Annotated in this window: 27 protein-coding genes and 2 pseudogenes; 6 read left to right on the top strand and 23 right to left on the bottom strand. The window is 64.2% G+C overall.

The window, feature by feature from the left end:
- Window positions 1-11: 11 nt before the first annotated feature.
- Window positions 12-1,224 (top strand): annotated as a pseudogene (locus tag N2604_RS19495) (acyl-CoA dehydrogenase family protein).
- Between the two features lie 279 nt (window positions 1,225-1,503).
- Here N2604_RS19495 and N2604_RS19490 read toward each other — a convergent pair.
- The 7 genes and pseudogenes from N2604_RS19490 to N2604_RS19460 form a co-directional block, all read right to left on the bottom strand.
- On the bottom strand, window positions 1,504-1,692 hold the full coding sequence (locus N2604_RS19490; RefSeq protein WP_260369892.1) for a hypothetical protein: 189 nt from the start codon (window positions 1,690-1,692) through the stop codon (window positions 1,504-1,506).
- A gap of 123 nt (window positions 1,693-1,815) precedes the next feature.
- Window positions 1,816-2,240 (bottom strand): annotated as a pseudogene (locus N2604_RS19485) (HlyD family efflux transporter periplasmic adaptor subunit); the annotation flags it as partial.
- A gap of 2 nt (window positions 2,241-2,242) precedes the next feature.
- Entirely contained in the window at window positions 2,243-3,151 is a 909-nt protein-coding gene (locus N2604_RS19480) for an amino acid ABC transporter substrate-binding protein (RefSeq protein ID WP_260369891.1), read from the bottom strand.
- Window positions 3,152-3,285: 134 nt separating this feature from the next.
- On the bottom strand, window positions 3,286-4,719 hold the full coding sequence (locus N2604_RS19475) for an amidohydrolase family protein (RefSeq protein WP_260369890.1): 1,434 nt from the start codon (window positions 4,717-4,719) through the stop codon (window positions 3,286-3,288).
- A 16-nt stretch (window positions 4,720-4,735) separates the two neighbouring features.
- Window positions 4,736-5,761, bottom strand: a complete 1,026-nt coding sequence (locus N2604_RS19470; RefSeq protein WP_260369889.1) for an ABC transporter substrate-binding protein — start codon at window positions 5,759-5,761, stop codon at window positions 4,736-4,738.
- A 39-nt stretch (window positions 5,762-5,800) separates the two neighbouring features.
- Entirely contained in the window at window positions 5,801-6,577 is a 777-nt protein-coding gene (locus N2604_RS19465; protein ID WP_212339035.1) for an ABC transporter permease, read from the bottom strand.
- Window positions 6,577-7,434: an ABC transporter ATP-binding protein gene (locus N2604_RS19460; protein ID WP_260369888.1), complete on the bottom strand. Its 858-nt coding sequence runs from the start codon at window positions 7,432-7,434 to the stop codon at window positions 6,577-6,579. The genes N2604_RS19465 and N2604_RS19460 overlap by 1 nt, the downstream gene beginning before the upstream one ends.
- A gap of 194 nt (window positions 7,435-7,628) precedes the next feature.
- Between N2604_RS19460 and N2604_RS19455 the strand changes: the two genes are divergently transcribed.
- Window positions 7,629-8,387 (top strand): GntR family transcriptional regulator, encoded by a 759-nt coding sequence (locus N2604_RS19455; protein ID WP_260369887.1) that lies wholly within the window; start codon window positions 7,629-7,631, stop codon window positions 8,385-8,387.
- Here the strand turns inward: N2604_RS19455 and N2604_RS19450 are convergent.
- Window positions 8,384-8,800, bottom strand: coding sequence for a nuclear transport factor 2 family protein (locus N2604_RS19450; RefSeq protein WP_260369886.1), 417 nt, complete (start codon window positions 8,798-8,800; stop codon window positions 8,384-8,386). The two genes, N2604_RS19455 and N2604_RS19450, sit on opposite strands and share 4 nt — an antisense overlap.
- Window positions 8,801-8,948: 148 nt before the next feature.
- Here N2604_RS19450 and N2604_RS19445 point away from each other — a divergent pair, with 148 nt between their 5' ends.
- Window positions 8,949-10,184 carry an amidohydrolase family protein gene (locus tag N2604_RS19445; protein ID WP_260369885.1) on the top strand — a complete coding sequence of 412 codons (1,236 nt, stop codon included), beginning with the start codon at window positions 8,949-8,951 and terminating at the stop codon, window positions 10,182-10,184.
- 196 nt (window positions 10,185-10,380) lie between these two features.
- On the top strand, window positions 10,381-10,704 hold the full coding sequence (locus N2604_RS19440) for a hypothetical protein (RefSeq protein ID WP_409241635.1): 324 nt from the start codon (window positions 10,381-10,383) through the stop codon (window positions 10,702-10,704).
- Here N2604_RS19440 and N2604_RS19435 read toward each other — a convergent pair whose 3' ends face one another.
- The 7 genes from N2604_RS19435 to N2604_RS19405 form a co-directional block, all read right to left on the bottom strand.
- Window positions 10,705-11,628 (bottom strand): DUF1932 domain-containing protein, encoded by a 924-nt coding sequence (locus N2604_RS19435; protein WP_260369884.1) that lies wholly within the window; start codon window positions 11,626-11,628, stop codon window positions 10,705-10,707.
- The gene (locus N2604_RS19430) at window positions 11,628-12,497 is read right to left on the bottom strand and encodes a hypothetical protein (protein WP_260369883.1); all 870 of its coding nucleotides are present in this window, start codon (window positions 12,495-12,497) and stop codon (window positions 11,628-11,630) included. The genes N2604_RS19435 and N2604_RS19430 overlap by 1 nt, the downstream gene beginning before the upstream one ends.
- A gap of 29 nt (window positions 12,498-12,526) precedes the next feature.
- Window positions 12,527-13,210, bottom strand: a complete 684-nt coding sequence (locus N2604_RS19425; protein WP_260369882.1) for a 4-carboxy-4-hydroxy-2-oxoadipate aldolase/oxaloacetate decarboxylase — start codon at window positions 13,208-13,210, stop codon at window positions 12,527-12,529.
- Window positions 13,207-13,920, bottom strand: coding sequence for a PIG-L deacetylase family protein (locus N2604_RS19420; protein ID WP_260369881.1), 714 nt, complete (start codon window positions 13,918-13,920; stop codon window positions 13,207-13,209). The genes N2604_RS19425 and N2604_RS19420 overlap by 4 nt, the downstream gene beginning before the upstream one ends.
- Window positions 13,921-14,000: 80 nt before the next feature.
- Complete coding sequence (locus N2604_RS19415; protein WP_260369880.1) at window positions 14,001-14,885, bottom strand: amidohydrolase; 885 nt, start codon at window positions 14,883-14,885, stop codon at window positions 14,001-14,003.
- A gap of 31 nt (window positions 14,886-14,916) precedes the next feature.
- The gene (locus tag N2604_RS19410) at window positions 14,917-15,627 is read right to left on the bottom strand and encodes a TetR/AcrR family transcriptional regulator (protein ID WP_260369879.1); all 711 of its coding nucleotides are present in this window, start codon (window positions 15,625-15,627) and stop codon (window positions 14,917-14,919) included.
- A 163-nt stretch (window positions 15,628-15,790) separates the two neighbouring features.
- Window positions 15,791-16,933, bottom strand: coding sequence for a mechanosensitive ion channel family protein (locus tag N2604_RS19405; protein WP_260369878.1), 1,143 nt, complete (start codon window positions 16,931-16,933; stop codon window positions 15,791-15,793).
- Window positions 16,934-17,059: 126 nt separating this feature from the next.
- On the opposite strand from N2604_RS19405, the gene N2604_RS19400 reads away from it, so the two are divergent.
- Window positions 17,060-18,310, top strand: a complete 1,251-nt coding sequence (locus N2604_RS19400) for a DUF763 domain-containing protein (RefSeq protein ID WP_260369877.1) — start codon at window positions 17,060-17,062, stop codon at window positions 18,308-18,310.
- A gap of 36 nt (window positions 18,311-18,346) precedes the next feature.
- Here N2604_RS19400 and N2604_RS19395 read toward each other — a convergent pair whose 3' ends face one another.
- The 8 genes from N2604_RS19395 to N2604_RS19360 form a co-directional block, all read right to left on the bottom strand.
- Window positions 18,347-18,589: a hypothetical protein gene (locus tag N2604_RS19395; RefSeq protein ID WP_260369876.1), complete on the bottom strand. Its 243-nt coding sequence runs from the start codon at window positions 18,587-18,589 to the stop codon at window positions 18,347-18,349.
- Window positions 18,590-18,620: 31 nt separating this feature from the next.
- Entirely contained in the window at window positions 18,621-18,884 is a 264-nt protein-coding gene (locus N2604_RS19390; protein ID WP_260369875.1) for a hypothetical protein, read from the bottom strand.
- Between the two features lie 15 nt (window positions 18,885-18,899).
- Window positions 18,900-19,127 carry a hypothetical protein gene (locus N2604_RS19385; RefSeq protein ID WP_260369874.1) on the bottom strand — a complete coding sequence of 76 codons (228 nt, stop codon included), beginning with the start codon at window positions 19,125-19,127 and terminating at the stop codon, window positions 18,900-18,902.
- A 1-nt stretch (window position 19,128) separates the two neighbouring features.
- Window positions 19,129-19,329 (bottom strand): hypothetical protein, encoded by a 201-nt coding sequence (locus N2604_RS19380; RefSeq protein ID WP_260369873.1) that lies wholly within the window; start codon window positions 19,327-19,329, stop codon window positions 19,129-19,131.
- A gap of 10 nt (window positions 19,330-19,339) precedes the next feature.
- The gene (locus tag N2604_RS19375; RefSeq protein ID WP_260376253.1) at window positions 19,340-19,525 is read right to left on the bottom strand and encodes a hypothetical protein; all 186 of its coding nucleotides are present in this window, start codon (window positions 19,523-19,525) and stop codon (window positions 19,340-19,342) included.
- A 146-nt stretch (window positions 19,526-19,671) separates the two neighbouring features.
- On the bottom strand, window positions 19,672-20,943 hold the full coding sequence (locus N2604_RS19370) for a cytochrome P450 (RefSeq protein ID WP_260369872.1): 1,272 nt from the start codon (window positions 20,941-20,943) through the stop codon (window positions 19,672-19,674).
- A 101-nt stretch (window positions 20,944-21,044) separates the two neighbouring features.
- Window positions 21,045-21,368 carry a hypothetical protein gene (locus N2604_RS19365; RefSeq protein ID WP_036001330.1) on the bottom strand — a complete coding sequence of 108 codons (324 nt, stop codon included), beginning with the start codon at window positions 21,366-21,368 and terminating at the stop codon, window positions 21,045-21,047.
- Window positions 21,369-21,544: 176 nt separating this feature from the next.
- Window positions 21,545-22,318, bottom strand: coding sequence for a ferredoxin--NADP reductase (locus tag N2604_RS19360; RefSeq protein ID WP_260369871.1), 774 nt, complete (start codon window positions 22,316-22,318; stop codon window positions 21,545-21,547).
- Between the two features lie 157 nt (window positions 22,319-22,475).
- On the opposite strand from N2604_RS19360, the gene N2604_RS19355 reads away from it, so the two are divergent.
- Window positions 22,476-23,672 (top strand): amidohydrolase family protein, encoded by a 1,197-nt coding sequence (locus N2604_RS19355; RefSeq protein WP_260369870.1) that lies wholly within the window; start codon window positions 22,476-22,478, stop codon window positions 23,670-23,672.
- The last annotated feature ends 139 nt before the right edge of the window (window positions 23,673-23,811 follow it).

Below are 23,811 nucleotides of genomic sequence, written 5' to 3'. Positions count from 1 at the left end.
GGAGACCAGAGATGCTCTACCCGATCTCGCCCAAAGTCGTCGAGCTCAAGCGCAAGCTCGAAAGCTTCATGGACCGGCACATCTATCCGAACGAGGAGCGGTTCTATCGCGAGGCCGAAGAGCTCGGGCCATGGAAGGTCTATCCGGTCATCGAGGAGCTGAAGCCGCTGGCGCGCGCCGAGGGGCTCTGGAATCTGTTCCTGCCCGAGAGCAATCACGGCGCGGGTCTCACCAATCTCGAATATGCCCCGCTCTGCGAGGTGATGGGCCGCTCGCATCTCGCGCCGGAGGTGTTCAACTGCTCGGCACCCGACACTGGCAACATGGAGGTGCTGGAGCGCTACGGCTCCGAGCAGGACAAGGAGCGCTGGCTGAAGCCGCTGCTCGCGGGCGAAATCCGCTCCTGCTTCGCCATGACGGAGCCTGCGGTCGCATCATCGGATGCGACCAACATCGAAAGCTCGATCGTGCGCGACGGCGACCATTACGTCATCAACGGTCGCAAATGGTACACGACGAACGCGACCGACCCGCGTTGCAAGATCTGCATCTTCATGGGCAAGACCGATCCTGACAATCCGGACCGCCATAAGCAGCAATCCATGATCCTGGTGCCGATGGATACGCCCGGCATCGAGGTGAAACGTCCCCTGCCCCCTGTTCGGCTTCTACGGCGTGCCGGACCGCGCCTCCGAAGTGGTCTTCACCAATGTGCGGGTCCCGAAGGAGAACATGCTGCTCGGCGAGGGCCGCGGCTTCGAGATCGCGCAAGGCCGCCTCGGGCCCGGCCGCATTCATCACTGCATGCGCCTGATCGGCCTTGCCGAGCGCACGCTGGAGAAGATGTGCCGCCGCGTGCGCAGCCGGGTTGCATTCGGCAAGCCGGTCTCGGAGCAGACGGTGACGCAGGAGCGCATCGCCGAAGCCCGCATCATGATCGAGCAGGCCCGGCTGCTGACGCTGAACGCCGCCTATGCGATGGATACGGTCGGCAACAAGGTCGCGAAGGCCGAGATCGCCATGATCAAGGTCGCCGTGCCCAACATGGCCTGCCAGATCATCGATTGGGCCATTCAGGCCCATGGCGGCGGCGGCACCTCGAACGATTTCGGACTGACCCAGGCTTATGCCACCGCGCGTTTGCTGAGGCTTGCCGACGGGCCGGATGAGGTGCACCGGAACCAGCTCGCGCGGCTGGAGCTGAAGAAATATTCGAATATCTAAGCCGACGCTGCCAGGTCAGTTACCAGAGACTGCGCAAGGGGATCGGCGTCTAGTCGAAGCTTGGCGGCTCCTGGATGGGCGCAGATACATTCTGATTCGAAATCGCTTCAAGCATCGCTCCGAAAATGATGAACGGCAGATAGAACGCAAGCATGATCGTATTCCTCCTGCTGTGACAACCTTGGCCTGCAGGGCCAGGTTCCTCAAATTGACGCTTGCCCGCCTCGGAACAATCTCGGCGCTTACCTAGCTACCGACGAAACCGAGTCACAAGCAGTATCAAGAACGCATCGCGTCAATCGCATGGGCGATCAGAACGACTGCGCTTGCGGCGATGAGAAACACAAACAACCAGCTCATGTCCGCCTCCCATCCGGAAGTGAACGCGTTCATCCATGCACAGTCAAAAACCATCGGTCCGGAACCGCTATTCCGCGGCTCGCTGATGCTTCGCAGCAACAATTGCATCTGCTATCGGCGCTATCGGCAGAACGCCAAGAGCAGCAACGCGCCGACGACACAGGCTGCTAGGACTAAAAACCAAACGCCCATACAGTCCCCCGACTCAATACACGCGAGTCAGGATTAGCCTTACGATTTGGCATTGAAACGCTGGTCGCCGGTTTTTCCCCAGGCCAAGCGCAAATGATCTGCTCGCTGCGTTAGTCCAACCTCCACCCTCGCGGAGCGGCCGGCGACCAGCGACACGTTGCCCGGAACATCGTCCAGCGCGAAGCGCACTGGCACGCGTTGCGCGAGCCGCACCCAGCTGAAGGTCGGGTTGACGTTGGCGAGCATGCTGGCGCCTTCCGCGCGGTCGCGATCCTCGATGCCGGCGGCGATGCTTTCGACGTGACCGGTCAGCGTGGTCTTCTCGCCCATCAGGCGGACCTGCACCTTGTCACCGATGCGGATGCGCGCGAGCTTCGTCTCCTCGAAATAGCACTTACATGCAGCGCATCGGTGTCGACCAGCGCCATCACGCGCTTCCCGACCGTGACGTAGGCGTGCTCTCGCCTCAATTCACCACGTAGACATCGGGATCGGCGCTCGAGCTCGGCTTCTTGAAGGCGTTGCGCAAGGCTGATGACATCGGGACGTTGTAGTTGAGGCCGTTCGGCGGTGTCGGCGATTGCAGCCACTTCTTGTAGAGCACCTCGATCTCGGGGCTGGCATAAAGCTCCGCCGTTGCGCGATCGGCGAGCGCCTTGAATGGCGCATCCTCTCGCCGCAGCATGATGCCGTAAGGCTCGGGTTTGGAGAACGCCTCCTCGCTGATCATGAACGCTTGCGGCTCCTTCGACCGCGCGATCGCGACCGCGAGCTGGACGTCGTCGAGTGCATAGGCCTGGGCGCGGTCGGTTTCCAGCAACAGGAACGCCTCGGCCTGGTCCTTGGCCGGCATGATGTTGATGCCGAGATTGCGCTCGGTGTTGACCTTGGCGAGCTGCGTCAGGTTGACCGAGCCGGCGACCGCCGTGACCGCCCTGCCCTTGAGATCGTCGATGGTCTTGATATTCGCCGCCTTCCTGGCCGCGAACCGCGTCGCGCTGAGGAAATGCGTGTTGGTGAAGGCGACCTGCTTCTGGCGGTCGGCATTGTTGGTGGTCGCCGAGCAATGCAGGTCGAGCGTGCCGTTGACCATCAGCGGAATGCGGTTCGACGACGTCACTGCGAGGGTCTCGACGGAAATGTCGGGCATGCCGAGCTGCTTCTTCACGGCTTCGACGATGCGGAGGCAGATGTCCATGGCAAAGCCGACCGGCTTCTGGTTGCCGTCGAGATAACTGAACGGGACCGAGGCTTCCTGATAGCCCAGCGTGATCTTCCTGGTCTCCTTCACCTTCTGGAGCGTGCCCGTGAGGTCTTCGGCTGAAGCTGCGCCCGCAAGACATGTCAGGGCCAGGAGAACGGTCGGTAGGCGCATCAGGGGCTCCTCGAAGGGGATTGGTGTCGAGCTATCGGGGAGCTGATAGCCTACAGGTCAGTCAAGCGCCAGACGCGGCTGCGTCTACCAGCTATCGCTGTTTGATATACATTCGGTCGCGGCCCATCGGCGCGTCACTCGCAGGTCAGCTGCTGCTCGAACCAGCCGCTCAGCCGATCCGACAGGGACGGCCACATCCGCCGGAAGCTGTCGAGCTTGCCGACATTGGCGCGGTACATCGCCCGCAATTCCTGCTCGACGGCCGGCAGGTCGACGCCGGCGCAGATCCCGTCCCGCACGATCGACTTGCCGGCAACGACGACCTCCTTCACCAGCGACGCGTTGCCACGCGCGAACAGCAGCGCCATGGGGTCGACCGGCATGATCTGGTCTCGATCCAGCCGATCGAGATCGACCACGACGTAGTCGGCCGGATTGCCGGCGGCGAGCTCCCCACTTCCAGGCGCGCCGGTTGCGCGGCGGCCGTTACGGATGGCGAGCGAAAACATTTCGGCCGGCGTCCATGTCGCCTTGAAGCCGACGCCGCCATGGACCATCTGCACCAGCCGCATCTCGCGCAAAATGTCGTCATCCTCATCCAAAGCCAGGCCGTCGACGCCGACGGTAATGGCGCAGCCGCATCTGTGTGCGGCGGCAATCGGGGCGAGGCCCGAGCGCAGATGCATGTTCGAGCTGAAATTGGTGACGATGCGCGCGCCGGAGGCCGCGATCATCTCGAGCTCTTCGGGCCGGGCGTGAATGCAATGCGCCAGCGTCAGCCGCTCGGAGAGAAAGCCGACATCGCCAAGCCAGCGCACCATATCCGAAAAGTGCTGGTCGGCCCAGGCGCGCTGATACACGGTTTCCAAGAGATGCATGTGGATGCGCCGGCCGGTCCGCGCGGAGTTCTCCGCCACCGCCTCCAGCAGCGGCTTCGAGCACCATTGCACGCCGGCGGGCCCGAGCTGCACGTCAATCATCGGTCCGGCGACGGCTGCGGCAATCGCATCGGTCAGCTCGATATAGGCTTTCGGCGACATCGGCGCGCGAACGAAGAGATCCTCGATGGTCTTGCGATCGCCTCCGGGAAGCCCTGAGAGCACGGGCTCGGCATCACCATAGACGATGGGATTCTGGTCGCGCACCGCCAATGCAAACGCGATGCGGATGCCGACGTCGGATGCGGCTTTCGCAACGGCCTTCGCCTCGTCCACCAGCGCCATCGTCCCGCTCGGGCGCGTGTAATGGACCATAATCGCCGCGCAGCCTGCCTTGGCGGAACGGGCCAATGCCGAGACGGCGGTCAGATAGGGATCGACCGGCGAGCCCAGCGCGGTGCGCAGAATCCAGCTTTCCAGGGGCATCCCGACGGCACCGAAGGACGATGCTGTGGCGCGGGCGTGATCATGGGCGTTGACGAAAGCCGGGATAACGAAAGAGCGCGGCCCGGGCCCCGCCCCCTCCGCGACGTCGGTGATGATGCCGCCGTCGTGCCGCAGCACGACGTTGTCGCTGACGCCACGGTCAGGACCACGGAACAGGCTGGTTGCCGAGATCTCCGTGGCCATGGCTGTCCCTCCAAGTTCAGTTGGCAGTGTACACCAGCTCCCGCTCCGCGCGCGGCGGCAGGAATTCGCGCGAGAATACCTCTGCCGGCGTCGGCGCGCGGGCGAGCTGATAGCCCTCAACCACGATGCCGATGGCGCGGGTCATGCGGTCGTCCTTGATGTCGCCGATGCCGATCTCCTTCATTTCCGGCGAGACGATCAGCTTCTCGAAGGAATATTGCAGCCGGCGCTTCTCCACCTCGGCATTGATGAGGTTGTCGTAGTTCAGCGCCGCCTTCATGCCGGCATTCTGGTCCTTGGCGACCGCGATCGCCCCCCTGTTGATGGCGCGCACCAGGCCCGCGACCGCCTTCGGGTTCGAGGCGATCAGCTTGCGGGAAACCATCACGCCGTTGGAATAGAGATCGAGGCCGTACTCACCGAACGAGAACCATTTGAAGTCCTTGTCCGGATCCTGGCGGTTGAGCACCAGGTTGAAATAGCTGGTGATGTTGAAGACCAGGGCCGCATCGATGTCGCCCTTGATCAGCATCGGCTCCTGCAGGTTCGGCGCCATGTTGGAGATCTTGATCTTCTCGCCGTCGAGCCCGTTCTTGCGGGTGAACACCGGCAACAGGCGCGTCGTCGGCGTGCCCTGCGCGCCGCCGAGCGTGTGGCCTTCGAAATCCTTGATGGTGTTGATGCCGCTGGTCTTCTTGGCGACGATCGCGAACGGCGGCTGGTTCCACATCATGTAGACCATGACGGGCGCCTCTTGCGGCTTGGTCGAGGCGTTCTGGATGATGGCGTTGACGTCGCCGAAGCCGGCGTCATAGGCACCGGACATCACGCGCGTGACGGTGGCGCCGGAGCCCTCGCCCTGATCGATGACGACGTTGAGGCCCTCTTCCTTGAAGAAGCCGTTGTCCTTGGCATAGAAGAAGGCGGCGTCGCTGCCCTGGGTTTTCCAGCCCAGCGTGAACTTGATCGTGGTCTCCTGAGCCATCGCAGCCCCGGTGGACAGGGCCAATCCGAACAGCGCTGCAGTCACTTTTCTCATCATCGAGACCTCCTCAAGCTTCGTTGCGTGACGGTTTGAAAATCAGGTGGCGATCACGTCGTTCTTGCGCGTGGCCCAGCCGGTGACCTGCCCTTCGATCAGCGAGAACACGACGTAGAGCGCGACGCCGAGCCCGGCGAGCACGAACAGGCCGGCGAAAACCAGCGGCACGTTGAAATTGGAGGACGCGGTCATCATGACGTTGCCGATGCCGCGGTTGGAGGCGACAGTCTCCGACAGTACTGCGCCGACGAAGGCATAGGAGATCGCGACCTTGAGCGAAGCAAAGAAGAACGGCATGGTGCGCGGCAAGCCGACGTTCCAGAGGATGTCGAGCTTGCTGGCGCCGAGCGCCTTCAACACGTCCTCGAGCTCAGGCTCAGTAGTCGCAAGGCCCGTCGCGATGTTGACGACGATCGGGAAGAAGCAGATCGAGAGCGCGGTCAGCACCGCCGGCACCGTGCCGGAGCCGAACCACAGCACGAAGATCGGCACCACTGCGACCTTGGGGATCGAGGAGAAGCCGATCAGCAGCGGATAGCAGGTGTCGTAGGCCGTCTTGGAGACGCCGATGATCGCGCCGAGAGCGACGCCGAGCGCGACGCCAAGCACGAAGCCGAACATGGTGGTGGCGAGCGTCTGCACGATGTGCGGCCACAGCACCGGGAAGCGCTGGACCAGCGTCACGAACACCTGCGAGGGTCGCGGCAGCACCAGGTCGGACATGCCGGTCATGAGGCAGAACAGCTCCCAGGCGACGAAGAACAGCACGATCAGCCCCGCCGACCACGCCTTCTGCCTGATATCGATTCCGAACATCAGCCTGCCCTCTGCTCAGCGGCTCTGCGCGCGTCCTCGATGAAGGCGCGCAGCTTCTGGTTCAGCGCGACGAAATCCGGCTCGAAGGTCATCGCAACGGTGCGCGGTCGCGCGAACACGACGCGGCTGTCGTCGAGGATACGGCCGGGACGCGCGCTCATCACGCAGATGCGGCTGGCAAGAAAGCCCGCCTCGCGCAGATCGTGCGTCACCAGCAGCACGGTCGGCTTGTGCGTCATCCAGAGGTTCTGGAGGATCGCCCACAGCTCCTCGCGGGTGAACTGGTCGAGCGCGCCGAAGGGCTCGTCCAGCAGCAGCATGCGCGGCTCGTGGATCAGCGCTCGGCACAGATTGGCGCGCTGGAGCATGCCGCCGGAGAGCTGCCAGGGATAGCGATTGCCAAAACCCTTGAGGCCGACCTGCTCCAGCAGGGCATTGGCCTTGTCGCGGAATTCGGTCTTGCGCAGCCTGCGGAAATTCGAGCGGAACGGCTCGACGATCTTCAGCGGCAGCATAATGTTCCGCTCGATCGTCATCCACGGCAGCATGGTCGGGTTCTGGAACGCCATGCCGACCCGCATCGCCCGCGCCGCAACCTCGCGGCCGCCGACGATGACGACGCCGCTGGTCGGCTGCACCAGGCCGCTGACGAGACGCAAAATGGTCGATTTGCCGCATCCGGACGGGCCGACCAATGCGACAAACTCGCCGTCGGCGATCTTGAGCGTGGTCTTCGACAACGCTGGCACGGCGCGGGCGCCGCGCCCGAAGGTCACCGAGGCCTCGGACAGCTCGATGGCGGTGGTCGCAGAGCCTTCGGGAACGGGCCGGCCGTCGAACCGGGTGTTGGGTTGCATGCGCATCACAGGCAAAGTGCATGCAAGCTGGATGCCAGCCATCGCGGCCCGCAAAATCAATGACCTAGCTGAAACTCGCGCCAAACAGCCGGATTCGATTTGGGCAGCCTGGGCCCCAAACTGCATGCAATTCGAGCGCTGAAACGACGCGAGCCTATGCTAAAGAGAGATCTCATCTCCCATAGGATTCGCCGATGGCGGCGCGCGCCAGCAGCAAGACTTCTGAATCGTCGGACAAGGTCAGCGTGATCTGCCGCGCGCTCCGGCGCGCCATCATCGAGCAGGCACTGGAGCCCGGCGCCAAGCTGCCGGAGGATGCGCTTGGCGAGCGCTTCGGCGTCAGCCGCACCATTGCCCGCCACGCCCTGGGCCAACTCGCCGCCGAAGGCCTCGTCGAGCTCCGCCGCAACCGGATCGCGGTGGTGGCGACGCCGAGCTGGCAGGAGGCGCGCGATGCCTTCGACATCCGCATCGAGCTCGAACGCCTCGTGGTGCGCCAGCTCGCGGGCAAGCTGACCAAGGCGCAGATCGCCGAGCTGAACGCCCATGTCGACGCCGAGGATCGCGCCCGCGGCGGCACGGATGCGGTGTCGATCCGGCTTGCGACCGAATTCCACATTCTGCTCGCCCACATGACGAACAGCCCGATCCTGGTGCGCTATGTCAGCGAGGTCGCCTATCGCTGCTGCCTGACGCTGTCGCTCTATAGCCGGCCGCATTCCACCGAATGCGCCATCAACGAGCACCGCGCCATCATCGCAGCGCTGGCGAAGGGCGATGCGGCGAAGGTGATGGAATTGATGCATCATCACCTGGATTCCGTGGCCAATCGCGCGCTGGTCGCCCCTACTCCGCAGCGCGGCCGCGACCTGCTCGACATCCTCGCACCCTATGCGGACGAGGTGACAAGCAATCGCGTCGTCAAGCTGCCGAAAATGGCGCGGAGGGGCTAAGCCTCAATGCCGCGCTGAACGAGAATGCGCTCGGCGCTGTCGTTCCAGACGTCCATCTTCACGATCTGCCCGCCTCTCACGACGAAGCGATCGACGTAGCGGTTGCCCTCGAACGGGCTGCCGTCGATCCACTCGCCATAGAGCGTGCCGACGCTGTAGACGACGGTCTCGTCCGCGCCCGGGCAGACGTCGAACCGGTCCATCTTCTTCTTGACCCAGCGATAGCGTTTCGCATTGAAGCCGGTCGGGCCGCGCGGATGATCGAACGCCCGACCGCCGGTGAACGTGATCACCGTGCCCGGCTTCATATAAGCCGCAGCGGCGTCGGGATCCGGTATCATTGAAGCGGTCAGATAGGCTTCGACAATCTCGGCGTCAGTCATCGGGCTTTCGGCTTTTGCGGGAGTGGACATCGCGGGGTTCTCCGGATGCCGCCATTTTACAATCCGGGCCTCAAAGTGCATGCACATTTTTTGGACAATCCCGCTCCAGCACTGCACACAATCTGGAGCTGCCCGCTCCCATGGCTTCCGCTAGGCTGCCGCAGCTGAATCCGACGCCATGACCACCCAAGCCGCCTTCGACCTGATCTTCCGCAACGCGCTGTTGCGCTCTTCCGCCGCACCCGTCGATATCGGCGTGAAGGGCAGCCGTATCGCCGCGATCGCGCCACAGCTGGCCTGCGAGGCCGCCGAGATCGATCTCGGCGGCCACCTTGCCCTGCCCGGCTTCGTCGACACCCACATCCATCTCGACAAGGCCTGCCTGCTCGGCCGCTGCGGCCACGATCACGGCAGCGTCTCGGACGCGATCCGCGCCGTCGCCGCGATGAAGAAGGATTTCACGATCGAGGACGTCTACGCGCGCGGCGCCAGAGTGCTCGAACGCGCCATCGTCAACGGCACGATGCGCATGCGCACGCATGTCGAGATCGACCCCCGCATCGGCCTCCGCGGATTCGAGGCGGTCAAGGCGCTGAAGCGCGACTACGCCTGGGCGATCGATCTCGAGCTCTGCGTCTTCCCGCAGGAAGGCCTGACCAACGATCCCGGAGCTGAGAAGCTGCTGGCCCAGGCGCTGCGCGACGGCGGCGAGGTCATCGGCGGCTGTCCCTACATGGACACCGACCCGAACGCGCACCTTGCGCGCATCTTCGATCTGGCTGAGGAATTCGACATCGACGTCGACCTCCATCTCGACTTCGATCTCGATCCCTCCTGGTGGCATCTCGACGAGGTCTGCCGCCAGACCGAGCGGCGCAATTATCAAGGACGCGTCGCGATCGGCCATGCGACAAAACTGTCGGCGTTGCCGCCGGACCGGATGAAGGCCGCCACCGCGCAACTGGCGAAATGCGGCGTTGCCGTCACGGTGCTACCCGCGACCGATCTCTATCTGATGGGGCGCGAGGCCACGCACAATGCGCCGCGCGGGCTGACTCTCGCCCACAAGCTCGCGGCCGACGGCGTGCTCTGCTCGGTCGCCACCAACAACGTGCTCAACCCCTTCACCCCGTTCGGCGATGCCTCGCTGCTGCGGATGGCGAACTTCTACGCCAATGTCGCGCACGCCTCGGTCAGCGACTTCGATGTTTGCCTGGACCTCGTGACCGAGCTGCCGGCCCGGCTGATGAACCTCGGTGACTACGGCATCAAGGTCGGCAATCCCGCCGATCTGATCGTGCTCGATACGAAGGACAGCCGATTCGCCATCGCCGAGCTGCCCGACGTCCTGATGGGCTTCAAGGGCGGCCGGCAGACATTCGCGCGGGCGCGGCCGACGCTGTTCAAGAGCTGACAGCGATTTCGCACCCGATATCCCGGGAATCGCGCGCAGATCCGTTGGCGGTGGAGCCGCTGCAGTTCGATTTTACCGCCGGTTTGAGCCCACCCGAGTTCGGTAGAATCCCGGACCGTAGCCCAACGCATTGCGAGCCAGGCCACGCCCGCCATAACTAGGACGTGCACTGACCATCTGCGTTCAGTGGGGAAGCATGAGTCTGTTCAGCGCATTCAGCAGCATCGATGATTCCATCCAGGCCCGAACACCGACCGATACGGCGGTGAAGCGGCTGGACGGCATCGGCCACGTTCTCTCGGGTCTCGACATCTCGGCCATTCAGACGCAGGCCGACGTGAACCGTACGCTCTGGACGCTCGATGCCGCCAGCAAGTGCGTTCGCGCCGTGCTGGCGGAGTTCCGCACCCAGCCGGCCACCGAGCAGCTCGTCCGTAAATCCCGCAATCTGATCGACCTGATCGAACGCGCGCGCGACCAGGTCGTGAGCTTCGAAGCCCGCGATCCGGTCCTGAGCTGACTATTTCGTCCGATTGATCTTCGCCAGGATCCGGTCCGCCTCGGTGCGCCAGTCCGCACTGCAGGCGAACTCCTTGCTGCCCCTGATGCCGAACAGCCCTTCATCGGCGAGATCGGCCATCCAGGCCTGCCGTTCGGCCGTGCCTTGCGCCGACCACGGCGTCAGCCCCGCCTCGCGCACGGTCTCGGCAACCTCGCGCACCTCCTCGGCCCGGCGGCGGCCGTGCTCGATCACGCGCTGGAAGCAATAGGCACCCAACTGCTCCCAATCGATGCCGGGAAACGTTTCCGCAAGCGAAGCCAGCACCGCATCCTCGACGCCATAGGCGCGCGCCGTCGTGAAGCTCTCGATGACCATGGCCTCGAGGCCCTTGATCATGATGCTGCGGCACATTTTGACGGCCGAGGACACGCCGAGCTTGTCACTGGCCACCTTGGCCGCGAAACCGATCGCATTCAGAAGCGGCTCGAGCTCGCTCGCGCCGGGTCCGCCGAGCAAGAGCGGCACCTTGATGCGATAAGGCGGCACCGAGGTCATCACCGCGCCCTCGACATAGCGCCCGGCAGCGCCGTCGATCAGTGCCGCGGCGCGCTGCTTGGCACCGGGAGAGGCCGAGTTGAAATCGAGAAACCAGGTGCCCTGATTGATCGCTGCCGCACAGGCCTTTGCGACCGGTACGGCATGGTTCGCCGTGACGGCGGAGATGATGAAATCGGATTTCGCGGCCAGTTCGGCGTGAGAGGTTGCAAGATCGACAGCGAATTTCGCCGCATGCTCCTGCAGCGGCGCTCCCTGCTCGCCTCCGAGCTTGATATCGTAGGCTGAGACCTTGATGTCTCGCTGGCGCAAATCCTCGGCTAAAATCCGGCCGACCTCGCCATAGCCGACCAGCCCGATCTGCCAGCGCCTGGGATCACCTGCCATCAGTTCAATCCTCGTGTGGTCTCGTCGAAGAGCTCGTCGACCGCATAGCGGCGCGGGATCAGCGCCTGCTGGAATGCGTAGTCAACGATCAGCTCGAGCGGCTTCCTGTTGGCCTCGATCCCGAACGGAACGAGGTCGGGCGTTGCCGCCGGCCCTGCCTGCGCCTTGTTCCGCTTCAGCAGATCATAAACAGCTGCGACCACGTCGGGTCGCGATTTCGCTAGGCTCTCGGTCACGACCACGAGATGGTTGACCGGCACGACGCCGCGCTGTGCATACCATTTACCGGCCTCTGCGGCCGGATCGGGAAACAGCGGCTTCAGCTTGGGATCATCGGAGGTCTCGCCGAGGACGGCATCGAGCTCACCGTCGAGCAGCATCTGGAGGATCTTCTTGTCCTTCGGCGCGCGCTCGGTGGTGTCGACATATTCGGCGACGTGCGGATCCTCGAACGTGACCCAGCGAATCCTGTCGAGATCGACGCCGTAGTCGTTGGCAAGGATGCCCCTGATCCAGGCGCCCGTCGTGGTCGTGAAGGAGCGGATGCCGACCCGCTTGCCTTCGAGATCGGACGGTCCGAACGTCCCATGCGCCGGATTATAGAGAGCGTAAGAATGCTGGAAGCGGCCGAGCATGGTCGCCGGCAGCAGCACCAGCGGCTTGCCGTGCGCTTTCGCCATCAGATAGGTGACGATCGCCATCTCGCAGACGTCGAAGGCCTGCTCGCGCACCATCGGCTTGAATGCCGTGTTGGTCGGCGTGTACGCGACAAAGTCGAGATCGAAAAGGTCGGAGCGGAGCTCGCCGCTCTTCACCGCCTCGACGTGAGGGTGGCTGCCGAGCACGGCCTTCAGCTTGAGACGATCCATCCGCCCGCTCCGCTTTCCCTTATTCCGCTTCAGACGTCCTCGGGAGTGTCGACATAGACAAGGCCCGCCTTCGCCAAGGCTTCGCGCATGTTGTACATGTCGAGGCCGAGCTCGCCCGAGGCGAGGCGCTTACGCTTGCCGCCCTCATCCGCGTTGCGCTTCTTCGCCTTCTCGGCGACTTCGGCCGCATAGCGCTTCGGCACCACCACGACGCCGTCGCCATCGGCGACGACGATGTCGCCGGGATCGACATTGACGCCGGCGCAGACCACGGGGACGTTGACCGAGCCGAGCGTCGCCTTGACCGTGCCCTTGGCCGAGACCGCGCGCGACCACACCGGAAACTTCATCTCGTGCAGCGCTTTGACGTCGCGGCAGCCGGCATCGATGATCAGCCCCTGCACGCCGCGCGCCTGGAGCGAGGTCGCGAGCAATTCGCCGAACATGCCGTCGGTATTGTCAGTGGTGCAGCCGACGACGAGAATGTCGCCCTTGCGGCACTGCTCGACGGCGACATGGATCATCCAATTGTCGCCGGGCTGCGCCAGCACGGTGACCGCGGGACCGGCGATCGACGCACCCGCCCAGACCGGACGCAAGTAAGGCTTCATCAGGCTGATGCGGCCAAAGGCCTCGTGGACGGTGGAGACGCCGTACTCCGCCATGCCGGCGGGATCGCCACGCTTGATGTTGCGAACGACGACCGGCTTCATGCCAATTCCTCCGCCACGGTCGGAAACAGTCGCTGATAGGCCTCACCATAGGTCATGGGAACGCCGGTGTTGCGGCTGCCCTGGATGCCGCGATTGAGCGCGACACGCTCGTAATAGCCCCAGAGATGCTTTTGCGCGGCGAGGATCTGAAACGCCTCGTACTTCTCCTTCCAGACCTCGTCGATCTTGAGGATCGTGTCCGGCTTGTAATTGCACTGCTCGGGCTGATGCGGCTCGAACAGGAACAGCGGCGGGGCCGAATATTTGTACTGCGCGCCGGGCTTGTGGCCCATGGCCTGCGCGACCACGCGGGTCTCCTGCGCGAAATGCGCCGCGTTCGGATGATCGAAATTATAGGGGTCTTCCAGCGCATGCGTCAGCACGAAGCTCGGATTGAGCTCGCGGTAGATGTCGACCATGCGGTCGAAATGCGCTTCCGTCAGCTTCAGCGGATAGTCGCCGCAATCGAAGAACTCGATCTCGGCACCGAGCAGCCTGGCCGCCCGCTCCGCTTCGTCCTTGCGGCCGGCCTTCACCGATTCCAGCGTCGCGCCCTGCTCCTTCCACGCGAACTGGCTCTCGCCGCGCTCGCCGAAGGACAGGCACACGATCTTCATGCGATAGCCTTTCTTCGCATGCAGTGCGATGGCGCCGCCGGCGCGCCAGACGAAATCGCCGGGATGGGCGGTGACGACGAGGCCTGTTTTCATGGGCTACTCCTTTTCGTTCGTATGCATTCGCCGGCGTCCGCAACGCATGTCCGCGCAGCGTGTCGATCGCGAAGACGTCGTCACGCCTCGAACTCGAACAGACGCGCGGGATTGTCGACCAGAATCTTCGTCTGCAGCTCCGGCTCCGGCGCGAACAGCGGAATCAAATCGACGAGATCGCCGTCATTCGGCATCACCTTGACGTTGGGATGCGGCCAGTCCGTGCCCCAGATGACGCGATCCGGCGCGGTCTCGACGATCTTTCGCGCGAACGGCACCGCATCGGTGAACGGCGGACCGGCCGAGGATACCCGCTCCGAGCCGCAGATCTTGACCCAGCACTTCTCGTCGCGCTGCATCAGCTCGATCAGGATCTTGAACGGCACCTGGTCGAGCCCGTCCGCCGCCTTCACCCGGCCCATATGGTCGATGGTGTAAGTCAGCGGCAGCCTCGTCAGCATGTCGGCATTTTCGGGCAGATCGATCGCATCGAAATGCAGATCGACGTGCCAGCCGAGCGGCGTGACCATTGCGACGATGCGGTCGAATACGCGCTTGTCGGGAACGCCGCCGAGATGGCGGACGAAATTGAAGCGGCAGCCGCGAAAACCGCCCTCGTGCAGCACGCGCAGGTCGCGCTCGGTGATGGTATCGTCGATGTTGGCGACAGCACGGTAGGCGCCATTGCTCTCAGCGATCGCATCGAGCGCCACTCTGTTGTCGGTGCCGTGCACGCTGGCATTGACGATGACGGCGCGCTCCACGCCGAGCTTGGCATGCAGCGCGCGAAAATCCTGCAACGGCGCATCCGGCGGCGCGTAGGAACGCTCCGGCGCGTAAGGATATTTCGCGCCGGGCCCGAAGATGTGGCAATGCGCGTCACACGACAGCTTCGGCAGCCTGAACTTCGGCGTGCGCGTGTTCGGATCGGGCGGTGGAATGGTCGGCGTGTACATCATCGTCATGAGGTGAACCGCCGAAGCGAGACCGCTTGCTTCACGTCTTGCTGCCGACGACCGGCCGCCGCCGCGCCGGCGCGGCCTGGTCCAGCGCCGGCGCCTGGAAGGCGGCGACGGTGGCCTGCACCAATTGCTCGATGGCGCCCGCGGCATCGCTGCCGTCGGCCTCGCCGCGCGACAAGCGCGACACGCGTTCCGGCGTCACCAGCGAATAATAGAGTGCGCCGAGCAGGAAATGGCTGCGCCAGACGATGTCCGTGCGCGGAATGTGCGGCAGGCTCTCGTGGACCGCGTCGATGAAGGCGTGGCTGGTGTCGTCGAAGGTCTGCGCGATGATCTTTCGCGCGACCTCGTTGCCTTCCGCCGACATCACCGCGCGCAGCCGCGTGAAACGCGCCCCGCCACCGGCGAGATCACTGCCCGAGGTGAAGGCCGGCACCACATAGGCGCGAACGATCGCCTCCAGCCGGTCCTGGAGATCGCGCACGCGCTTTGCGGCCGCGAGCAACTCGGAACGGCGCAGGTTCATCGGTCCGCAATGGCGCCGGTAGATCTCCAGCAGCAAACCGTCCTTGGTCTTGAAATGATAGGTCACGCTGCCCGGATTCGCTCCGGCCGCGTGCGCGATGTCGCGCACCGACACGGCATTGAAGCCGTTGGTGGCGAACAGCTCCTCCGCGGCGGCGAGGATCGCCTCACGCATGTTCGGCTTGCGGGCCGCTTCCTTGCTGGTGGACTTGCGTACCATCGATTTGTACTATCGTACAAAAGATCAGGTCTCGTCAACAAGAACGTGGTGATGCCAGGACGGCGCAGGCGCGTAAGCGACGTCTCGAAAGACGAGGCGTGCGCTCAGGCCGCCGCCATCGGTCGTATGCGGTTGCCTCGCCCGGCAAGAAGGTCAGCGCTGTTCAATTGGTGGCGCTCGCCCGCATCTCTTCCGGCGGTGCGTGACGCCGCGCGAAATCGCCGTCTCCGTCTCCCGACGGGATCAGGATGGCGCGGTCGCGCGGCAACGCCTCCGGCATCTCGTCGCGGATGAAGGCGATGAGCTTTTCCCTGATCTCGCAGCGCAGGTCCCACGACTGCGGTGCATTCCTGGCGCTGACCAGCGCCCGAAGCTCGATGGTGCGCGAATCGGCATCGATCACCTGGAGATTCACCACCTCCCCGTCCCACAGCTTTGACTGCTTCACCGCCTCCTCCAGCCAGCGCCGGATGCATGGGACGTCGGCGCGATAGTCGACATGCAGCGCGACGACGCCGATGAGGGATGCGGTGTCGCGCGTCCAGTTCTGGAACGGCTTTTCGATGAAGTAGGACAGCGGCACCACCATGCGGCGCCAGTCCCACAGCCGAATCACGACATAGGTCGAGGCGATGTCCTCTACCCAGCCCCATTCGTTCTCGATGATCACGGCATCCTCGATGCGGATCGGCTGGGTGATCGCGATCTGCAGGCCGGCGATCAGATTGCTCAGCAGCGGGCGCGCGGCAAGACCGACGATGATACCGGCGGCACCTGCGGAGGCGAACAGGCTGACGCCGTATTGCTTCACGGAGTCGAACGTCATCAGCGCGGCGGAGACCGTGATGATGACGATGATGGTGTCGGTGACGCGCTTGAACACGCGCACCTGCGTCACATGCTTGCGCGCGACGAAATTCTCGGTGACATCGCGAAAGTTCTGCAAGTAGCGCGCCGCGCTCATGTCGACGATCCGGATCGAGATCCAGCCGATCAGCGCAATGAAGGCCACCACGAACAATCGCGTCAGGGGGGTGCGGATCGTGTCGTCCAGCGGCGCCAGCGGCAGCACCATTGCGACCGCGGCAAGGCAGGCGGCCATTTGCGCCGGGCCAGCGGTCCGCTCGATGAACACGCTCAACAGCGGAAGGCGCGTTCCGAACGCGCGATTGAGCAGCCATGTGGCGATCCGGTAGGCGAGCAGGGCAAGAAGGATCGCACCGGCAACCAGGCTGAGCCCGATGAACCATGACGGTATCCAGCCGAACATCCTGTCGATTTCGGCCGTAAGGGCCTGCCAATCCATGGATCGTCCCCATCATTGCATTCACGCGACCCGCACAACGCCTGCCGGCCGGCTTCGCTCCCCCGCCCCGTGCAATGCAGCATCCCGCAGGTGCAACCGTCGCTGAGCTGCGCTAGGCTTGCCGGCATGACTCGACGTACCGGCAGCGCCGATCTTCCTCTTCACACCGGGCGGGTTCCGCCCTGGCTGGCGAGTCGCATGTCCTCCCTTGGGGCGATCGTCACCCAGGCGATCGTGCATCATTACGGCCGCGACGCGTTTCTGCAGCGCCTGTCGCATCCATTCTGGTTCCAGTCGTTTGGCGCGGTGATGGGAATGGACTGGCACTCCTCCGGCATCACCACCTCGGTGATCGGCGCACTGAAGCGCGGGCTCGGACCGCTGCAGGACGAGCTCGGGATTTACGTCTGCGGCGGACGCGGCCAGCATTCGCGCAAGACGCCGGACGAGCTGTTGCAACTCGGCGACCGCGTCGGATTCGACGGCATCAAGCTGACGCGGGCCAGCCGTCTGGTGGCCAAGGTCGACAGTGCCGCGGTCCAGGACGGCTTTGACCTTTACCTGCACGGCTTCTTCGTGACCACTGAGGGCAAATGGACGGTGGTGCAGCAGGGCATGAACGGCGACAAGCGGCAGGCGCGGCGCTATCACTGGCATTCCGAGGCACTGAAGAGCTTTGTCGATACACCGCATAGCGCAATCGACGGGCCGCAGCAGGGAGAGATCGTCAATCTCACCGATCATCGCGCCGATATGTCTCGGACGGCACAGCTCGAGCTGTTGAACGATCTCGGTCCGGATCGCATCGTCTCCGAATTCGAACGGCTCACGGGGACCCCGTCCACACCGGCGCAGGGCACGCTGCCGCACCTGATCATGCCCGCATATCATGATGTGCGGCCTAAGGACGTGTTCGCGCGCCGCCTGCACGGCACGCTCGCCGCGGCAGCCGAGCGCGGCCCGGAGGATTTTCCGGAGCTGCTGCTGACGCCGGGCGTCGGCGCGCGCACCGTGCGCTCGCTGGCGATGGTCGCGGAGGTCGTGCACGGGGCGCCCTATCGTTTCACCGACCCCGCGCGTTTCTCGCTCGCCCATGGCGGTAAGGACCGGCATCCCTACCCCGTTCCGATCAAGGTCTATGACGAGACCATCCGGGTGCTGAAAGGCGCGATCCAGAACGCGAAGCTCGGACGCGAGGAAGAGATGCAGGCGATCAAGCGGCTCGACGACCAGGCGCGGCGGCTGGAGCGGACCGCGCGCGGCCCCTCGGTCGAAGCTTTCATCGCCGGTGAGCGTGCGGCCTCACCGGAGCTCGACGGCCGCTCGGTGTTCGGCTGGGAGCGCGATCTTGCGCCCACAAAAAAGCGGACCGGCTGAACACCGGTCCGCAAGTTGACGGGAGGAACGCCCCTCTCAGGTCTCGTCGGCGTCTGGCTCCTGTTCGAGCCGGTTGGCCGCGTGATCCTGATATTGATCGGTCTGAATGGCCTTGCTGTCCATGCCGCGGATATCCGAATGCTGTTTCTTGTCTCGGTTGGACAGAACCATGTTGTCGCCGATCATCTCCTTCGGCACGTCGGTCAATGCGCCGGTGCCGTCGCCCTTGCCATGCATGCCCGATCTGAAATGCGTCTTGCTGCCGTGGCCACCTGGCATCAGTCTCTCCTCTTGCAGTGATCTTCCGAAGTTAGTGCTTCTGTTGCGCCGCCGTCGGTTTGGGCGGCTTGTGGCCGCTCTGGCCGGGATCGTTGTGCTTGTTGTGATCGCTTTCCTGGTTGAGGCCGCCGCGGCTCACCGGAAACTCGCTGTGCCGCACCTCCGGGTTGGCGCGATGGACGCGCGTGTCTTGCGGGTTATGACCGGCGGCCCGCTCGAGCTCTCGCGCATCCGGAACATCGGGCTTCCGCTCGAGGATGCGCACTTGCTGTTCGTGAGTCTTCTTGCCCTGCATTGCTGGCCTCCAATCTTATCGGCCTCTTCGGGGCGAACCGCTCCGCGCGACATCCTTGTCGATGCCGCCAGCGACGTTCACGTCGTTCTCGACGTCGCCTTCGATCGTGTTCTCGCCCAAGACGTCCTCGAGGTCGTCAGGCGAAACGCCTGCCATGTTCGCTCCCTTCGATCCGCCGATCAGGGGATTGTCATGCAGATCCTTCTCGGTCGGCGCGTACAGCTTGGGTTGCTTGTTGGTCATGTCACCTGCCTCCGCCTTTTCCGGCCTCGTCGTGCGTGTGATGGGAATCGTGCTCTCCACCGCCGCCGGAAACCCGGCTGTGGCTGCGTTGCGGATCGTCCGCCGGCGGCTTCTTCACCTGAAGCGGTGCCTTCGCGTTCTCGTGCGAGGCGCCGGGTCCGCCCTGACGAATGCTGTTCGGTGTCTTCGTGGATGTCGACAATGTCGCCTCCTCAGCGATCCTGCTGATAGCCTTGATTGGTCGTGTTCTGCTTGATGTTGCCTTGCTGTCCCTGCTGATCCGGATTCTGCGCACGTTGCTGACCGTGCGGCATCTGATCGGCGGACACTTGCTTGCGATCTCCGGTTCCCTTGTGGCTCTGATTGTCCGGTGGAACAGGTGGCATCTTGCTGGCCATGATCTTGTCTCCCGTTAAGACCTCGATCTGCGACATGCGCCCAAGGAACTCCCTCCGCATCATGTCCGGATGACAACAGCACGAACGGCACACCGTTCCTGGCCGATCACAACAGGCAAAGATTTTCCGAAAGGGCGTCGCCGACGTCAGTTCGGCGCGGTCAGGGAACGATCGTCTCTCGTTCCGGTGCGTGCAGTCGTCTCTGTTCCGCGGCCCTCTGCCGTGACAGGAAGCCTCGCGATCGCGCGCAAGCCGGGCCGCTTGCGCCAGCGGACCTCAGCGGAATCCACCGCCAGACTCAAATTCGGCCAACGCACGAACAGCGCCTCCAGCGCGCAGGCCGCCTCGATGCGCGCGAGTTGGTGGCCGAGACAGAAATGGATCCCCGTGCCGAACGAGATATGGCGGTTCGGCTTGCGTTCGAGATCGAGAATCTCGGGACGATCATGAACCGCCGGATCCATGTTCGCGGCGACGAGCATCACCATGACGCGGTCGCCCTTTTTCAGGCGCACGCCTTCGACCTCGACATCGCGCCGCACGTAGCGCGGCTTGGAGAATTGCACCGGCGAGACGAAGCGCAGGAACTCCTCGACCGCGAGCCCGACGCGGCTCCAATCCTGTTCCAGCCAGTCGCGCAGCTTGGGATTCCTGAGCAGCTCGTAGACGGAACCGCTGATGAGATGCGTGGTGGTTTCCGATCCCGCCCCGAGCAACAGAAAGACCATCGAAACCATTTCATCTGGCGTGATCTGACCGCCTTCGCGCTCGACCTGAATCAGCTCGGCAATCAGGCCCTCGCCGCCCTGCACGCGCGCGATCTGCAACTGCTGCTCGAGGTAGGCGCGCATCTTGCGCACCGCGAACAGCAGGGACAAGAAGCTGACGACATTCGTCAGCGAGGACATCGCGTTGGCCCAGGCGATGAACTTTGGACGATCTGCCAGCGGCAGGCCGAGCAGTTCCGAGATCACCGCGAGCGGCAGGATGCGCGCATAGCGCTGGACCAGATCGGCCGGGAATCCCTCCGCGAACAGCTCGTCGGCCAGACCGTCAGCAATGGCCCGGATGCGCGGCTCCATCGCGACGATCGCGCGGCGGCGAAACGCTTCGTCCACGATGCTGCGCAACCGCGTGTGATCCGGCTCGTCCATCGTCAGCATGTTGTTGGCGATGGTCCGGACGAACCTCGGCATCCACCAGCGCAAGCCCGCGACGTCGCCATCCTCCTTGCGCAACGTGAAGGTCGCGCCGTCCTTCAAAACCTGAGCGGTGGCGTCATGGGTCGTGGTGATCCAGACATTGCCGACGATGGGAAACCGCGTCGCGACCACGGGTGCGGACATGCGCAACGTCGCGATTGCCTTGGACGGATCGCGAAAGAAGGCCTCGCTGGTGAAATCGAGGCGCGCTGTCATGGGATCACCGGAGCGATTGGTCGCGTATCACCGAGATGGTGCGCGGCGCGGCCGGCGCAAGGCCGCGCCTGCTCGTCGGCCACAGCCGTGGAGAGCCGCGGCTAACCGCGCCCAGAGGAGCGCTGACCGCTCTTGCGCTGCTGCTGGGTGTAGGCGTCCCAATGGCTCCAGCTGCCATTGCTGAGGCTCTGCAGGTCCGTTGCGAGTGGACGGCGCGTGCGCTTGTCGTGATCGGCGATGGCGCGCTCCGACTGCGCGATCTTGCGCTTGAGTTCCGCGATCGTCTTCTGCGTCTGGCCGTTGCGCTTCGAGGTGGCGATCTCGCCCATCGTGAAGCGCGCGGTCTCCAGCGCCTTCAGCTCGGCGCGGTTCTTCTTCAACTGAACCCGGTGCCAGGCGATGTTGCTGTCGCTGTCCGCAACCATATGGGAACTCCGCTGATTCGGTCCCACATAGTATCGTGCGCCGAATCGGCGCCGCAACGCCCCGGCGGTGGCGAAAATGCGATCTTCTCGCGTAGAAATTTCGTGTCTGGAGCCCCGGAACGGGGCTCTAGATTCCTATTTTCACGCGAACCGGTATCCACTTCGCTGGAAAACGCTTAGCGCTCGGCGAACGCCTTTTCGACCACGAATTGGGCCGGCTCGCCGTGATTGCCCTCGACGAAGCCGCGCTCGCCCAGGAGGACGCGGGTGTCCGCCACCAGGGCCGGGCTGCCGCAGATCATGACGCGATCCTGGGCGGCTTCCAGCACCGGCAGGCCGATGTCGGTGAAGAGCTTGCCCGAGGTGATGAGGTCGGTGATGCGGCCGCGGTTGTGGAAGGGATCGCGCGTCACGGTCGGGTAGTAGATCAGCTGACCCCGGATGTACTCGCCGAGCAGCTCGTCCTTCGGCAGATGCTCGGTGATCATCTCGCCATAGGCGAGCTCCTTGACGTGCCGGCAGCCGTGCAGCAGCACCACCTTCTCGAAGCGCTCGTAGGTCTCGGGGTCCTTGATCACGCTCAAGAACGGCGCAAGACCGGTGCCGGTGCCGATCAGGTAGAGGTTGCGGCCCTCTTCCAGATTATCGATCACGAGCGTGCCCGTGGCCTTGCGGCTGACGATGATCTCGTCGCCTTCCTTCAAATGCTGGAGGCGCGAGGTCAAGGGGCCGTCCGGCACCTTGATCGAGAAGAACTCCAGCGTGTCCTCGTAATTGGCGCTGGCGACGCTGTAGGCCCGCAGCAGCGGCTTCTCGCCGACCTTGAGCCCTATCATGGTGAATTCGCCGTTGCGGAAGCGGAAGGTCGGGCTGCGGGTGGTCTTGAAGGAGAACAGCGTGTCGGTCCAGTGGTGGACGCTCAAGACGCTTTCCTGATTGAAATTGCTCATCTCACCTTCCCTGTCGCGTCAATTGCGGTTCCGAGGCCGGCAGCTATGCGTCGTTTGTACACGATCATTCGTATACTAATGAATAATCCGGCTTGATCCCGCGGTCAAGGCTGCCCAAGATCGGAAGCGTTGCAGTTACGAATAAGGAGCCCCTTCCATGGCGCATGACGCACCCCAGGCCACCGGACCCTCGAAGCTGGTGATCCGCAATATCGGCCTGATCCTGTCCGGCGCTTTGGAAAAGCCGATCCTGGACGGCGACACCATCGTCGCCGAGAACGGCAAGATCAGCGCGATCGGCCGCTTCAAGGACGTCAACACCGAAGGCGCCACCACCATCGTCGACGCCAACGGCACCACGGTGACGCCGGGCCTGATCGACAGCCACGTCCACCCTGTCGCCGGCGACTGGACGCCGCGCCAGAACCAGATCAACTGGATCGACAGCTATCTGCACGGCGGCGTCACCACCATGATCTCCGCCGGCGAAGTGCACATGCCCGGCCGCCCCCGCGACGTCGTCGGCCTCAAGGCCATGGCCGTGTTCGCCCAGCGCGCGTTCTGGACCTTGCGTCCCGGCGGCGTGAAGGTTCACGCCGGCGCGCCGGTGATCGAATGCGAGATGGTGGAAGAAGACTTCAAGGAGATGGCGGCGAACGGCGTCAAGCTGCTCGGCGAGGTCGGCCTCGGCGGCGTCAAGGACGGCCCGACCGCGAGAAAGATGGTCGGCTGGGCGCGCAAATACGGCATCCAGAGCACCATCCACACCGGCGGCCCGTCGATCCCCGGCTCCGGCCTGATCGACAAGGACGTGGTGCTGGAGGCCGACACCGACGTGGTCGGCCACATCAACGGCGGCCACACCGCACTGCCCGACGACCAGATCCGCTGCATCTGCGAGGGCTGCAAGCGCGGGCTCGAGCTCGTGCACAACGGCAATGAGCGCTCGGCGCTGTTCACGCTGCGCACCGCGCGCGAGATGGGCGATCTCCACCGCGTCATCCTCGGCACCGACGCGCCCGCCGGCTCCGGCGTGCAGCCGCTCGGCATCCTGCGCATGGTCTCGATGCTGTCCTCGCTCGGCGACCTCCCGGCCGAGATCGCATTCTGCCTTGCCACCGGCAACACCGCCCGGATGCGCCAGCTCGATTGCGGCCTGATCGAGGTCGGCCGCTCCGCCGACTTCGTCATCATGGACAAGGCCCAGCACTCACCGGGCAAGAACATCCTGGAGAGCGTGCAGCTCGGTGACCTCCCCGGCATCGGCATGACCATCATCGACGGCATCGTGCGCACCCAGCGCAGCCGCAACACGCCGCCGGCCGGCAAGGTGCCGGAGGTGGTGGGAAAATAGAGCCGGCCAAAACCTCTCGCCCCGTCATCCTGAGGCGCTCGTCTTGCGAAGCAAGGCGAGCCTCGAAGGATGAACGGCCGAGATAGAGCCGGGGCCGTCGCCCTTCGAGGGCCGCTGAAGAAGCGGCCACCTCAGGGTG

This window comes from Bradyrhizobium sp. CB1015 (assembly GCF_025200925.1).
Classification (GTDB): Bacteria; Pseudomonadota; Alphaproteobacteria; order Rhizobiales; family Xanthobacteraceae; genus Bradyrhizobium.
The sequence above is the reverse complement of the archived record's forward strand: the minus strand, read 5'-3'. Positions and strand labels throughout refer to the sequence as shown.

What these genes read in the sequence shown, in the direction of transcription:
- N2604_RS19405 (WP_260369878.1), bottom strand. Translation starts at nt 16,933, where the DNA reads ATGGATTGGCAGGCCCTTACGGCCGAAATCGACAGGATGTTCGGCTGG.
- N2604_RS19475 (WP_260369890.1), bottom strand. Translation starts at nt 4,719, where the DNA reads ATGGCCACGGAGATCTCGGCAACCAGCCTGTTCCGTGGTCCTGACCGT.
- N2604_RS19480 (WP_260369891.1), bottom strand. Translation starts at nt 3,151, where the DNA reads ATGCGCCTACCGACCGTTCTCCTGGCCCTGACATGTCTTGCGGGCGCA.
- N2604_RS19425 (WP_260369882.1), bottom strand. Translation starts at nt 13,210, where the DNA reads ATGAAGCCGGTCGTCGTTCGCAACATCAAGCGTGGCGATCCCGCCGGC.
- N2604_RS19420 (WP_260369881.1), bottom strand. Translation starts at nt 13,920, where the DNA reads ATGAAAACAGGCCTCGTCGTCACCGCCCATCCCGGCGATTTCGTCTGG.
- N2604_RS19445 (WP_260369885.1), top strand. Translation starts at nt 8,949, where the DNA reads ATGACCACCCAAGCCGCCTTCGACCTGATCTTCCGCAACGCGCTGTTG.
- N2604_RS19395 (WP_260369876.1), bottom strand. Translation starts at nt 18,589, where the DNA reads ATGCCAGGTGGCCACGGCAGCAAGACGCATTTCAGATCGGGCATGCAT.
- N2604_RS19385 (WP_260369874.1), bottom strand. Translation starts at nt 19,127, where the DNA reads ATGACCAACAAGCAACCCAAGCTGTACGCGCCGACCGAGAAGGATCTG.
- N2604_RS19450 (WP_260369886.1), bottom strand. Translation starts at nt 8,800, where the DNA reads ATGTCCACTCCCGCAAAAGCCGAAAGCCCGATGACTGACGCCGAGATT.
- N2604_RS19470 (WP_260369889.1), bottom strand. Translation starts at nt 5,761, where the DNA reads ATGATGAGAAAAGTGACTGCAGCGCTGTTCGGATTGGCCCTGTCCACC.
- N2604_RS19410 (WP_260369879.1), bottom strand. Translation starts at nt 15,627, where the DNA reads ATGGTACGCAAGTCCACCAGCAAGGAAGCGGCCCGCAAGCCGAACATG.
- N2604_RS19430 (WP_260369883.1), bottom strand. Translation starts at nt 12,497, where the DNA reads ATGGATCGTCTCAAGCTGAAGGCCGTGCTCGGCAGCCACCCTCACGTC.
- N2604_RS19400 (WP_260369877.1), top strand. Translation starts at nt 17,060, where the DNA reads ATGACTCGACGTACCGGCAGCGCCGATCTTCCTCTTCACACCGGGCGG.
- N2604_RS19370 (WP_260369872.1), bottom strand. Translation starts at nt 20,943, where the DNA reads ATGACAGCGCGCCTCGATTTCACCAGCGAGGCCTTCTTTCGCGATCCG.
- N2604_RS19355 (WP_260369870.1), top strand. Translation starts at nt 22,476, where the DNA reads ATGGCGCATGACGCACCCCAGGCCACCGGACCCTCGAAGCTGGTGATC.
- N2604_RS19465 (WP_212339035.1), bottom strand. Translation starts at nt 6,577, where the DNA reads ATGTTCGGAATCGATATCAGGCAGAAGGCGTGGTCGGCGGGGCTGATC.
- N2604_RS19365 (WP_036001330.1), bottom strand. Translation starts at nt 21,368, where the DNA reads ATGGTTGCGGACAGCGACAGCAACATCGCCTGGCACCGGGTTCAGTTG.
- N2604_RS19460 (WP_260369888.1), bottom strand. Translation starts at nt 7,434, where the DNA reads ATGCAACCCAACACCCGGTTCGACGGCCGGCCCGTTCCCGAAGGCTCT.
- N2604_RS19360 (WP_260369871.1), bottom strand. Translation starts at nt 22,318, where the DNA reads ATGAGCAATTTCAATCAGGAAAGCGTCTTGAGCGTCCACCACTGGACC.
- N2604_RS19390 (WP_260369875.1), bottom strand. Translation starts at nt 18,884, where the DNA reads ATGCAGGGCAAGAAGACTCACGAACAGCAAGTGCGCATCCTCGAGCGG.
- N2604_RS19440 (WP_409241635.1), top strand. Translation starts at nt 10,381, where the DNA reads ATGAGTCTGTTCAGCGCATTCAGCAGCATCGATGATTCCATCCAGGCC.
- N2604_RS19415 (WP_260369880.1), bottom strand. Translation starts at nt 14,885, where the DNA reads ATGACGATGATGTACACGCCGACCATTCCACCGCCCGATCCGAACACG.
- N2604_RS19435 (WP_260369884.1), bottom strand. Translation starts at nt 11,628, where the DNA reads ATGGCAGGTGATCCCAGGCGCTGGCAGATCGGGCTGGTCGGCTATGGC.
- N2604_RS19375 (WP_260376253.1), bottom strand. Translation starts at nt 19,525, where the DNA reads ATGGCCAGCAAGATGCCACCTGTTCCACCGGACAATCAGAGCCACAAG.
- N2604_RS19455 (WP_260369887.1), top strand. Translation starts at nt 7,629, where the DNA reads ATGGCGGCGCGCGCCAGCAGCAAGACTTCTGAATCGTCGGACAAGGTC.
- N2604_RS19490 (WP_260369892.1), bottom strand. Translation starts at nt 1,692, where the DNA reads ATGCAATTGTTGCTGCGAAGCATCAGCGAGCCGCGGAATAGCGGTTCC.